The sequence below is a fragment of the Staphylococcus coagulans genome (assembly GCF_002901995.1).
GTDB lineage: Bacteria > Bacillota > Bacilli > Staphylococcales > Staphylococcaceae > Staphylococcus > Staphylococcus coagulans.
In genome coordinates, this window is the sequence record NZ_PPQN01000010.1 from 22,256 (window position 1) to 35,443 (window position 13,188).

The following is a 13,188-nucleotide window of genomic DNA, read 5'->3' on the forward strand; positions in this document are numbered from 1 at the left end:
GAAGAGCTTATATAAATTAAGAATAGGTTACATAGCTTTTATAGAAACCTGAAATGTTGACGTTTCGTTTGTTACATAAAAAACCAATGAGATCGCAATAGATGAGACCTCATTGGCATATTTTTATTGCTTTTGAGTTAAACACTGATGTGCAACTTTGAGTTGATGCTTAACAGCTTCTTGGCCTGTAGAGCCATAGCTTGTTCTTCTTTTTACCGCTTCATCTGGCTGTAAGTATTGATAAATATCAGATTCAATGCTTTCGTGGTGCGATTGATAAATATCGAGCGGTACATCTAATAAATACATCTTATTTTGAATACACCACAATACAATTTTTCCAACAATCGCATGCGCATCTCTGAAAGGGATACCTTTGACAACGAGATAGTCAGCTAATTCAGTGGCATTTGAGAAGTCTTGTTTTACAGTGGTGTTTAAGCGCTCCTCATTCACTGTCATAGTCGATAGCATACCTTCAAAAATACGTAACGACCCTTTTAATGTAAGCATTGCATCAAATAAACCTTCTTTATCTTCTTGCATGTCTTTATTATAAGCAAGAGGCAAGCCTTTTAATGTTACCAACATACTTACAAGGTGACCCGTTGTACGTCCAACTTTACCGCGAATCAATTCAGCCATATCTGGATTTTTCTTTTGTGGCATAATGGATGACCCAGTAGAAAAAGCATCAGATAAAGTAATAAATTGAGCTTCTTCAGAAGACCAGAAAATGATTTCTTCAGCTAAACGTGATAAATGGACCATAGTTAAGTTAATGTGATGCAAAGTCTCGACAATATAGTCTCGGTCACTCACCGCATCGATGCTATTTTCATACAGAGATTTAAAGTTTAGCAGTTCTTGTGTTTCGTGACGATCAATCGGATAAGTTGTGCCACTTAAGGCAGCAGCCCCTAAAGGTGAAAAATCAATGCGTTTAAGTGCATCTTGAAAGCGTGATTGATCTCTTTCAAGCATCCAAAAATATGTCATGATATGATGCGCAAAAGAAATAGGTTGCGCACGCTGTAAATGTGTATAACCAGGCATAATGGTATCAACATGCTTTTCAGCTAGTTCCAAAATCGTCTGTTGAAATGAGTGGATCATGTCGATGATGATTTGTACTTCTTTTTTAGTATATAAGTGCATATCGGTTGCGACTTGATCATTTCTACTACGACCTGTATGTAGTTTTCCACCTGTAGCACCGATACGTTGAATTAATTCATGTTCGATATTTAAGTGAATATCTTCTAATGACTCTTGAAATTCTATCTCTCCATTATGAAAGTCTTGCTGAATCGATTTTAATGCACGTACAATTTCCTGGCTTTCTTCGGTTGTAATAATTTTTTGATGAGCAAGCATTGTCGCATGTGCAATACTTCCTTGGATGTCTTCATCAATTAGTGTTTGATCGAAGTGAATGGATGCATTAAACGCATCGACCCATGCTTCTGGTTTTTCTTCAAATCTACCGCCCCATGCTTTTTCACTCATGCGCATACCCCCCGTGAAGCATTGCGTTAACTTGAGTAGGTAATCCGTAAAGTTCAATAAACCCTTCAGCTGAAGCTTGGTTGAATGCATCTTCTTTTGTATAAGTTGCAAGTTTTTCATTATATAATGTGTATTCAGATTTTCTACCATTCACAATCGCATGACCTTTGTATAATTTCACACGTACCTCACCAGTAACATATTTTTGTGTATGGTCGATAAATGATTTAAGTGCGTCAGTTAAAGGTGAGAACCACAGCCCGTTATACACTTGTTCAGCAAGTTGCTTTTCAATAATAGGTTTAAAGTGTGCAACATCTTTAGTTAAAGTAATGGTTTCTAAACTTTTATGTGCATTAAGAATAACTGTCGCGCCAGGCGTTTCATATACTTCACGAGATTTAATGCCTACAAGACGGTTTTCAATATGGTCAATTCTTCCAATACCGTGCTTTCCAGCTAAATCATTTAAATGCAAGATTAAATCATCAAGAACATAACTTTTGCCGTTAACATGAGTTGGAAGCCCTTCTTTGAAAGTAATCAATATTTCTTCAGGTGTGTCTGGCGTATCTTCGAGCTCTTTTGTTAAATCATATGCATCTTTAGGAGGCGCAACGTAAGGGTCCTCTAAAACACCACATTCATTACTACGTCCCCATAAATTTTGATCAATAGAGTAAGGTGATTCTTTTCCAATTGGTACTGGAATTTGATGTTTTTTAGCATAATCAATTTCTTCTTCACGGCTCCATCCCCACTCGCGGACAGGTGCTATCACTTTTAAAGTAGGATCTAAAGCTTTAATAGCAACTTCAAAACGAACTTGATCGTTTCCTTTACCTGTACAACCATGTGCGATTGCACTCGCATCAGTTACGTGTGCGATTTCAACTAATTTTTTTGAAATAAGAGGACGAGACAATGCAGATACAAGTGGGTACGTTTGCTCATACATTAAATTTCCTTTAATCGCATAACTTACATATTCTTCTGCAAATTCTTTTGTTGCGTCGATGATATGTGATTCAATCGCTCCCATGTCTAAAGCTTTTTGATATACAAGGTCTAAGTCTTTGCCTTCGCCGACATCTAAACAGCATGCGACGACTTCGTAGCCTTGCTCAATAAGCCATTGAACCGCGACACTCGTATCTAATCCCCCTGAATATGCTAAAACAACTTTCTTCTTCATAAACGTTCACCTCTGTGTTGAATTTAATATTTGTTAAAACCACTATAACACAAATGATTTAATATGCAAATATCTAAATAAATATACATTTAGTATTTTGTGACTTTTGTCGTCCCAGTTGTAACACAATTGAATTTGTTCACATAACTTAGTAAAATAAAACCGAGTTTAGTAAATATAGGAGGTAAAATGCATGACACATATCCAATTAGATTACCAAAAAGCTTTAAAGTTTTTTGATCAACATGAGTTAGAGCAACAACAAGATGCTGTTAAGTTAATTCACCGTACAATTCATGAAGGTACGGGTGCGGGAAGTGATTTTTTAGGTTGGGTTGACTTGCCTGTTAATTACGATAAAGAAGAATTTTCACGTATTAAAGAAGCAGCTAAACAAGTACAATCACATTCTGATGTCCTTGTAGTAATTGGTATCGGGGGTTCTTATTTAGGTGCACGTTCAGCAATCGAAATGTTGACACCAGCATTTAGAAAAGACACATCATACCCAGAAATTATCTTTGCAGGTAACCATCTTTCTTCATCATATATTCAATCGTTAATCGATTATTTAGCAGATAAAGATTTCTCAGTGAATGTCATTTCTAAATCTGGTACAACAACTGAACCAGCTGTTGCTTTCCGTATCTTCAAAAAATTATTAGAAGAAAAATATGGAAAAGAAGAAGCAGTTAAACGTATTTTTGCGACAACTGATAAAGAAAAAGGTGCGTTAAAACAATTAGCTACAAATGAAGGATACGAGTCATTTGTAGTACCTGATGATGTTGGCGGTCGTTTCTCTGTTTTAACAGCAGTAGGTTTATTACCAATTGCTGTAGCAGGCATTGATATTGACGCAATGATGGGCGGCGCAGCGAAAGCACGTGAAGAGTTATCTTCTGATGACTTGTCATCAAATATTGCATATCAATACGCTTCAATACGAAATATTTTATATGCAAAAGGTTATACAACTGAAATGTTGATTAACTATGAGCCTTCATTGCAATACTTTAATGAATGGTGGAAACAACTATTTGGTGAATCTGAAGGTAAAGACTTGAAAGGTATTTATCCTTCAAGCGCAAACTTTACAACAGACCTACATTCTTTAGGACAATATGTTCAAGAAGGACGTCGTTTCTTATTTGAAACGGTATTAAAAGTTCAAACACTAGAACACAATATTACAATTGAAGAAGATGCAGAAGACTTAGATGGCTTGAATTATCTTGCTGGTAAAACAGTGGATGAAGTTAATACAAAAGCATTCGAAGGTACACTTCTTGCACATACTGATGGTGGCGTTCCTAACTTGGTTGTTACTTTACCAAAATTAGACGCAGAAACTTATGGCTATGTGGTTTACTTCTTTGAATTAGCGGTTGCGATGAGCGGCTATCAATTGGGTGTAAATCCATTTAACCAACCAGGTGTGGAAGCATACAAACAAAATATGTTTGCACTTTTAGGTAAACCTGGTTACGAAGATAAGAAAAAAGATTTAGAAGCACGTTTATAAATAAAAATGCATTGTTGCCGAAGTAAAGTCGGTAAATCAAGCATATGAAGAAATAGACTTTGAGCAGATGAACAACGCATATGGTGATAATCCATTTTTAATTCATTCGTAATCTACTTTCAATGGGGATGGGATGTTGAAATCTAATGGTAATTTAGATTTCGCACTCGTCCCTAAATTTTTGGGTCAATAATGAAGGTGTATCGATTTTAAAGAGATGACTTCAGACTTGAGTAGGATGACAGTGTTCGATTTTAAAGATATCATTGTAAAACTATTTTGCGTATGTAAAAATGTACGTAAATATGCTTTTTTATGATAAGATAAACTTTGTTGCAGTGAATGATGTACGATAGGATGTGCGAAATTGAAGTTTCTAATTAGAACTGTTTTTGCTGGTCTACTGGCATGGGGTATTTTAGCGTTGTTAATATTATTTGTCGCAATTCCTTATCAAGTTAAAACGCATGCTATGCAACCCACACTTCATCCTAATGATCGACTGATTGTTAACAAAATTGCTACGAGATTTAATGATATCAAGCATGCTGATATCGTTGTCTATAAAAATAAAAATCAATATCATATAGGTAGAGTGATTGGTAAACCTGGACAATCTGTTGTGTATCACAACGGCCAATTGCAACTGGATAATACGCCCGTTGCTGAGCCTTATCTTCGTCATCATTATCAAGCATCGTGGTCTTTAAGGTCACTACCGCATGCGGAAAGTGATATTATTCCTCCCAATACTTACTTGATTCTTAATGATGACCGCGGTCAACAAAATGACTCTAGAAAGATAGGGTTGATTAACAAGTCCGACATTGAAGGGAAAGTATTTATGCGTTATTATCCTTTTGATAATATTACGATTAATTTGAAACAAGAGGTGTAAACTTTGAAAAAAGAAACAGTTGAATGGTTGATTTCTATAGGTTTAGCTTTATTGATTGTAGGTTTATTATATGCATTTGTCATTAAACCATATAATGTTAAAGGGGACTCCATGGACCCTACATTAAAAGATGGCGAACGTGTTATCGTTAATAAAATTGGTAAAACATTCGGTCATTTAGAAGACGGCAATGTTATTGTTTTCCATGCTGACGAGAAAAGTGATTATGTCAAAAGAATTATTGGTAAGCCAGGAGATCATGTCGTATATAAAGATGATCAACTTTATTTAAATGGTAAAAAAGTAAAAGAGCCCTATTTAGACTATAATTTAAAACATAAAACATATGACCAAATTACAGGATCATTTGATTCTAAAGACTTACCAGGTAGTGATGGTCAAAAAGAGATACCTAAAGGGAAATATTTAGTTCTGGGTGATAACCGCGAAGTCAGCAAAGATAGCCGTGCGTTTGGTTTAATTGATGAAGATCAAATAGTAGGGAAAGTTGCCATTAGATTTTGGCCATTTAGTGAATTTAAAATTAACTTTAATCCCGATCACACAGACACACAAAATGGATAAAGCAAAAATTACTTAAAAAGTAGGATGGCAAAAGTCATTCTGCTTTTTTTATTAAATCGTAGCTTGCATCGTTTAAAATATTGAAAAAAGGACCTATATTCGCTTAGTCAAAATTTGAGACGATGTTAACAGGACAAGTTATTTTGCGCGTTGGATTTAATAGAGATGGAGTAGAAGATAATGCTATAATGAGTCGTATACTCAACGCTCAAGGTCATGGCCTTAAGATTTTAAAGCGTACAAGTGAACGATTAGTTTGAACCTATTTTACAGAAGTAAAAATGAATGTTTGAACGTGTAATTAATCAAACACGGATAAGAGGGGGGATTCGATGTTTAGAACATTTATAGGACGTGCAGGTACAGGGAAAAGTACTGAAATGTTAAATGAAATCAAGCAGAAAATGAAAGAACAACCATTAGGGCACCCTATTATCATCATTACACCTATGCAAGGGACCTATTTATATGAGCAGTCATTAGTCAGCGATACTGAACTTATGGGAAGTCTCCGAACAGAAGTGTTGCATTTTGAGAGATTGAGTCATCGTGTATTTCAAGAATTGGGGGGTGTACATGAGAAAAAATTATCTTCTATTGCCATAGAAATGATGATTTATGATATTTTGCAAGCGTATCAACAACAACTGAAATTATACCGTTCTCAAGTTAAATACTTAGGTTTTAGTACGAAAGTACGAGAGCAAATTCAAGATTTCGAAAAATATGCAGTCACGCCAGAAATTGTTATGGAAATGGCTCAAGACCAACAATTGGAGCCACGTACGCGTGATAAACTTCACGACATCGGTCTTATTTTTAATCAACTGAAAGCGCGGATGTCATCGGAATATATTTCGAGTGAAGCTTTAATGACACGATTTGTTGATCTCATTCCGAATTCAAATTGGCTAAAAGAAGCGGAAATATATATCGATGGATTTCACAACTTTTCCACACAAGAATATCAAGTGATTAAAGCACTTGTTCGACATACACGCGCTGTTACAGTTTTACTGACGACGAATGGTGATGAAGACAGGTTTAGTATGTTCCGTAAACCCTCTGAATCACTGCAACATTTAGAAGAAATTGCGCAGGACACACATCAACTCCTACAACGCCAATTTTTCAATCAGCCGATGCGATTTAAAACGGACATGTTAAAAACACTCGAATCACAATTTGATGCGCTTCAACCGTTAGAACATCCATTCGCAGATGGCAGCGTCGAAATACGAGAAGCAGCAACGACGCGCGATGAGGTGAATGACATTGCGCGTACAATCATAAGAGATGTAAGAGAAAAACAGTATCGCTATAAAGATATAGCGATACTGTATCGTGATCCGTCTTACGTTTATTTGATGGAATCGATATTGCCTCAATTCGATATACCTTTTAATATCGATGTGAAAAAATCAATGACGCACCATCCTATTATGGAAATGTTACGTGCATTAGCAGAAGTCATTCAAACAGAGTGGCAGTTTGAGCCGTTAATGCGCTTGTTAAAAACGAATATTCTGACTGAATCCATTCCGCGTAGTCGATATTTAATTGATATTCTTGAAAATTTTGCGATTGAAAGAGGCATTTATGGCAAACGTTGGATTGATCCAAAATATTTTGAGCTAGAGCAATTTCGTAAAATGGGGCTTCGTAGACATGACAAAATGACACATGAAGAAGCTGAAATGTTTCAACGTGTAATCGATTTAAAAAACAATGTTTTTAATAAACTTTTGAAGTTTCAAGAAAAGTTATCACAAGGGAAAAATGCGAGAGAATTTGCGACTTATTTTTATGAAACCTTAGAAGACTTCGAAGTACCTAACCAACTCATGACGCAACGTGATAGGTTAGATCAGCAAGATAAACATGAATCTGCAGAAGAAATTGATCAAATTTGGAACGGCTTTATTCGTGTTCTTGATGATATTGTGACAGTCTTTGATACACGTGAGATGACTTTGAATCGATTTTTAGAAGTTTTAGACGTTGGGCTGAATGAACTTGAATTTTCTATGATTCCACAGACAATTGACCAAGTGACTATTGGTTCAATGGATCTTGCTAAAGTGGATAATAAAAAGCATGTTTATTTAATTGGGATGAACGATGGTATTATGCCTCAACCCATCAATGGGACCAGTTTAATTTCTGATGAAGAGAAAAAAGATTTCGAATTATATGCTGGGATTCAGTTGAGCCCTACAGCAGATATCTTGCAAATGGACGAAGCATTTGTATGCTACCATGCAATGACGCGTGCATGTGAGCAAGTCACTTTTTCTTATAGTTTGATGGATACAAGTGGAGGAGACCGAGAAAAAAGCCCATTTTTGAGTGATATCTTTGCGATGTTTCCTCATTTAGAAACAACACCATTATCAAAAGTTCATGAGAGAGAAGCGTTAACTTTAGTTGAACACCCGCATCAGACAAAAGTTCATTTATTTGAAGCGCTGAAAACGTGGTTGGATGATGGTCTCGTGTCAGATATATGGTTTACGGTTTACCATGTGATGTCAAATTATGAACAATTAAATGAAGGACTTAGTCATTTAAAAACAGCGTTAAGCTACAATAACGATACGGTTCAACTAGATGCACAATTAACTTCACAATTGTATGGTCAATCTATCCATGCTAGTGTTTCGCGTTTTGAAGGTTATCAAAGTTGTCCTTTCAAGCATTATGCTTCACATGGATTAAGGCTAAATGAGCGATCAAAATATCAATTGCAAAGTTTTGATTTAGGTACGATTTTTCATGATGTTTTGCGATATATTGCAGAAAAGGTAGAAGGCCATTTCAATCAGTTGACGCAAAGTCAGATTGCACGTTTAACACAAGAAGCTTTAGATGAATTGCTTCCATTAGTGCAATTTAATTTATTGAATTCGACGTCGTACTATCGTTATTTATCGCAACGCATTGGCACAATCATTCAAGCGACCTTGATGGCTATGAAACATCAGACCGAGCATTCTCAATTCAGACCGATTGCATTTGAAAAGTCATTTCGTAAAACGCCAAAAAATAGCAATGAACTTCAAGCTGAGACGTTGAAAACAAAACAAGGTGTACCTATTTATATCAGAGGTCAGATTGATCGTATTGATACTTTTCATAAAAATAATAAAAGCTTTATCAATATTATTGACTATAAATCATCAAAAACAGCTGCTTCTTTGGACTTGGTAAAAGTATATTATGGCTTACAAATGCAAATGATGACTTATATGGATATTGCACTTCAAAATAAAGAGCGCTTAGGCTTAATAGATGAAGTAAAACCGGGTGGCTTTTTATATATGTTTGTGCACAAATTCAAAGATGAAAAACGTGCCTGGAATAATGTAAATGATGATCAAATAGAAGCTGAATTTTTAAAATCTTATCAACTCCAAGGGTTATTAAATCAAGATGCAGATGTAATTGATGCCTATGATAAAAGACTGACGAACAGTTTCAAATCAGATATTGTACCTTTAGGTATGAAAAAGGATGGTCAATTATATGCGACGAGCCGAGTTACGAATGAGGACACCATTTATAAATTGATTCATCATAATAAACGTAATTTTATAGATATTGCGAGTCGCATTATGGATGGTCATAATGAAGTCGCACCTATGCAATATCAAAAGAAACTACCATGTTCTTTTTGTCAGTATCAATCTGTCTGCCATGTGGATAGTATGATTGATAGCCCTAAATACCGACGTGTCGATGAAAAAATTGACCCTCTTGAAATACTAGCAGCAGAGGAGGATGAATCATGATTCCTAAAAAGCCAAATGATGTGCAATGGACAGATGCACAGTGGGAAAGTATCTATGCTAAAGGTCAAGATGTACTCGTTGCTGCTGCAGCGGGTTCCGGTAAAACCGCGGTACTGGTAGAACGTATTATTCAAAGGATTTTACGGGATCATATTGATGTGGATCGCCTCCTTGTTGTTACGTTTACGAATCTTAGTGCGCGAGAGATGAAACAACGTGTAGAAGCACGCATTCAGCAAGCTGCGATAGAGGATCCGACCAATCAGCATTTGAAGAATCAACGTGCTAAAATACATCAAGCTCAAATTTCAACGTTACACAGTTTTTGCTTGAAACTGATTCAACAACATTATGATGAATTGGAAATTGACCCAAATTTTCGAACAGCCAGTGAAGTAGAAAACGTTTTGCTACTAGAGGAAGTGATTGATCAAGTTTTCGAAACGCATTATACGCGGTTGGACCCTACATTTGTCACATTAGCAGAACATATTTCGACAGATCGAGATGACGCTGCATTAAGACAAATGGTTAAAAATCTCTATTACTTTAGTATTGCGAATCCAGATCCAATGGATTGGTTAGACCGTCTGGAACGGCCATATCTTGAAGCGCATTTACAACAACATTATTTAGATATTTTAAATAAGTATATCTTGCTTTATTTAGAAGCGGCTCAAAATGCAATTGAAGAAGCTTACCAACAACTTGAAATGATTGGTGATTACCCAAAACACACTGATTTTATTGATCAGCATCGCCAATTTATTCGTCAAATACGTTTAGATGATCAGCTAAATAAAAAGTTGATTTTTGAATATCAGTTCGGGCGTATGCCAACTAAGCCTAAAGCAGTTCGAGAAGATGAATCTTTAAATGAAGCGTATGATATTTTTAAAAGTAACTATGATCAATTTAAAGACTATTTGAGCCAAGTCCAAACTTTATTTGTAGGCCGTGAAGATGACACATTATTAAAAGAATTAAAGGATTTAGCACCGCGTGTTAAATATTTATCTATACTGACACAAGATGTGATTCATGCTTTTCGTGAGGCGAAAAAGGCGCGTAATATTTTGGATTTCTCTGATTATGAACATTATGCGTTAGAAATTTTGCTTAATGAAGATGGCACGCCATCTGAAATCGCTGAAATTTATCGACAACGTTTTGATGAAATCTTGGTGGATGAATATCAAGATACCAACCGTGTCCAAGAAAAAATTATTGCGAGTATTAAGCGTGGCAATGAATCAAATGGTAATTTGTTTATGGTCGGTGATGTAAAACAATCCATTTATAAATTTAGACAGGCCGATCCAAGTCTTTTTATCGAAAAGTATCAAAGATTCAATCAGCAGGATCAATCAAGTGGTTGGCGTATCGATTTATCTCAAAACTTCCGCTCACGTTCAGAAGTCTTAGCAACGACAAATTATCTTTTTGAACATATGATGGACACGGAAGTAGGAGAGATAGAATACGATGCAGCTGCTAAATTGTATTACGGTGCACCATATGATGAAGTCGATATGCCAGTACAGTTCAATATTTTTATGGTAGATGAAAATATTGAACACACCGCGAGCGAACAAGAAGCGTATGGGATTGCTGAACAAGTTGAAGCAATACTTAAAACTAAAAAAGTTTATGACATGAAAACAGGTTCATATCGACCTGCGCAGTATAAAGACATTGTGATATTAGAAAGAAGTTATAGCAATGCACGCAATATTCAGCAAGTGTTTAAAGATAAAGATATACCTTTATTTGTTAACAGTAAGCAAGGATATTTTGAACAAACTGAAATTCGACTGATGTTATCCTTCTTGAGAACAATCGATAATCCTTTGCAAGATATTTATTTAGTCGGTTTAATGCGTTCGATCATATACCAGTTCACAGAGGATGAGCTTGCGAAAATTAGAGTCGTGGCACCGAAAGAAGACTACTTTTATCAGTCCATTCAACAGTATTTACAATACGAAGATGCAGAACCTATGCTTGTAGGTAAATTAGAGCGTTTTTTAAGTGATTTAGAAGCGTATCAATCTTTTAGTTTGAGTCACCCAGTTTATCAATTGATTGATAAATTATACAATGACCATTACATCATTCAGTATTTCAGTGGTTTGATTGGTGGCAAAGGAAGACGTGCCAATTTACATGGCTTGTTTAATAAAGCGGTAGAATTCGAAAATTCAAGCTTTCGAGGTTTGTTCCAATTTATTCGCTTCATTGATCAAATGATTGAGCGAGGTAAAGACTTCGGGGAAGAAAATGTCATCGGTCCAAACGACAATGTCGTGCGCATGATGACAATCCATAGCAGTAAAGGGCTCGAATTCCCATTTGTAATTTATTCTGGTTTGACACGAGAATTTAATACGAATGATTTAGGTAAACCTGTTGTATTGAATCAACATGAAGGGTTAGGTTTGCAATATTATGATGAGTCTAAAGGACTTTTTTATCCATCTTTGATATCTATGAGCATTGATTTAATCAATAAAAAAGAGCTAATCTCGGAAGAAATGCGATTAATCTATGTCGCGTTAACACGTGCTAAAGAGCAATTGTTTTTAATTGGAACAGCCAAGCAAGAAAAGCATTTGCAACAGTTGGCGACTTCTCCGATTACAAATGGTAAATTAACCGCTATTGATCGTTTTAATGCGAAAAATCCATTTTCTCTCATCTACAGTGTGTTGAGTAAATATCAAAATAATGCTTTACTAAAACATCAAAGATTTGAGTCTGACAATAAAACTTTAGATGCTTCTATTGAACCTAAAGTGATACAGCAACACATTTTAGCAGAGGAAATACTTCCTGTTGATGCGGAATCACCTCAACAATTTGATCATTCGTTAGAAGCATTAGAAACAAAACTAGCCCAAGAACCATCTAATGAAGCAATACAACTGCAAATAGAGCAACAACTTTTATTTTCTTATCCTTATCAAGAAGCGATATTAAAAGCATCGAAGCAGTCGGTTTCAGAATTAAAACGACAATTAGAAACTGAACAGGCAGATACGAATTATGAAAGGGTTAGACAATACCGATTGGGTGTTGCGACTTATGAGCGTCCTCAGTTTTTACAAGAGGAAAAACAAACGGCAGCAGAATTTGGGACTTTGATGCATACAGTTATGCAACACCTTCCGTTTAAAAAAGAAGGTTTGTCAGAAGTGGATTTAAATCATTATCTTGACAGCCTTGTTGAGCAATCCATTATCGACCATGAATCGCGACGTTTGGTCAAAACAAATGATATTCAAACCTTTATTAATAGTAAGCTGTATCGCCGTATTGCAGAGAGTGATGAAGTTTATACTGAAATTCCATTCGTTGTGAATCAAGCACATGTTGAATCAAAAGCAAATCAAGAGGAGCCTTCAATCATTCAAGGTATGATTGACCTTGTTTTTAAAGAAAGCGGACAATACTATTTTGTTGATTATAAAACAGATGCATTAATGAAGAGAAAAGGGATGTCAGACGAAGCATTCGGAGAGAGTTTAAAAAATAAGTATCGTGTACAGATGACTTATTATCAACGTGCATTAGAGACATTATTAAAAAGTCCAGTGTCGGGCTCTCTGTATTTCTTTCAATATGGTGAATTAAAGATTTAACTTGATTAACCTTTAAAAATTTGTGATTTGTCTAAATTTTTCGT

At 35.6% G+C, this 13,188-nt stretch carries 7 protein-coding genes; 5 read left to right on the forward strand and 2 right to left on the reverse strand.

Translation table 11 applies throughout. From position 1 onward, the window contains the following. Positions 1 to 123: 123 nt before the first annotated feature. Both argH and CD118_RS02130 read right to left on the reverse strand, forming a co-directional pair. A complete protein-coding gene (argH, locus tag CD118_RS02125; RefSeq protein WP_103356175.1) occupies positions 124 to 1,509 on the reverse strand; it encodes an argininosuccinate lyase in 1,386 nt (461 codons plus the stop codon). Beyond that, positions 1,502 to 2,704, reverse strand: coding sequence for an argininosuccinate synthase (locus CD118_RS02130; protein WP_103356176.1), 1,203 nt, complete (start codon positions 2,702 to 2,704; stop codon positions 1,502 to 1,504). The genes argH and CD118_RS02130 overlap by 8 nt, the downstream gene beginning before the upstream one ends. A gap of 193 nt (positions 2,705 to 2,897) precedes the next feature. Between CD118_RS02130 and CD118_RS02135 the strand changes: the two genes are divergently transcribed. From CD118_RS02135 to addA, 5 genes are all read left to right on the forward strand, one after another. Beyond that, on the forward strand, positions 2,898 to 4,229 hold the full coding sequence (locus CD118_RS02135) for a glucose-6-phosphate isomerase (protein WP_103356177.1): 1,332 nt from the start codon (positions 2,898 to 2,900) through the stop codon (positions 4,227 to 4,229). A gap of 367 nt (positions 4,230 to 4,596) precedes the next feature. Further along, a complete protein-coding gene (gene lepB, locus CD118_RS02140) occupies positions 4,597 to 5,127 on the forward strand; it encodes a signal peptidase I (protein ID WP_103356178.1) in 531 nt (176 codons plus the stop codon). A 3-nt stretch (positions 5,128 to 5,130) separates the two neighbouring features. Further along, complete coding sequence (lepB, locus tag CD118_RS02145) at positions 5,131 to 5,712, forward strand: signal peptidase I (RefSeq protein ID WP_050331469.1); 582 nt, start codon at positions 5,131 to 5,133, stop codon at positions 5,710 to 5,712. A gap of 332 nt (positions 5,713 to 6,044) precedes the next feature. Next, entirely contained in the window at positions 6,045 to 9,503 is a 3,459-nt protein-coding gene (addB, locus tag CD118_RS02150; RefSeq protein WP_103356179.1) for a helicase-exonuclease AddAB subunit AddB, read from the forward strand. Continuing rightward, the gene (gene addA / locus CD118_RS02155; RefSeq protein ID WP_103356180.1) at positions 9,500 to 13,144 is read left to right on the forward strand and encodes a helicase-exonuclease AddAB subunit AddA; all 3,645 of its coding nucleotides are present in this window, start codon (positions 9,500 to 9,502) and stop codon (positions 13,142 to 13,144) included. Before addB ends, addA begins: the two co-directional genes overlap by 4 nt. Positions 13,145 to 13,188: the final 44 nt, after the last annotated feature.

Bases quoted from the DNA above. Each gene is read 5' to 3' on its own strand.
- argH (WP_103356175.1), bottom strand. From the start codon at position 1,509: ATGAGTGAAAAAGCATGGGGCGGTAGATTTGAAGAAAAACCAGAAGCA.
- CD118_RS02130 (WP_103356176.1), bottom strand. From the start codon at position 2,704: ATGAAGAAGAAAGTTGTTTTAGCATATTCAGGGGGATTAGATACGAGT.
- CD118_RS02135 (WP_103356177.1), top strand. From the start codon at position 2,898: ATGACACATATCCAATTAGATTACCAAAAAGCTTTAAAGTTTTTTGAT.
- addB (WP_103356179.1), top strand. From the start codon at position 6,045: ATGTTTAGAACATTTATAGGACGTGCAGGTACAGGGAAAAGTACTGAA.
- addA (WP_103356180.1), top strand. From the start codon at position 9,500: ATGATTCCTAAAAAGCCAAATGATGTGCAATGGACAGATGCACAGTGG.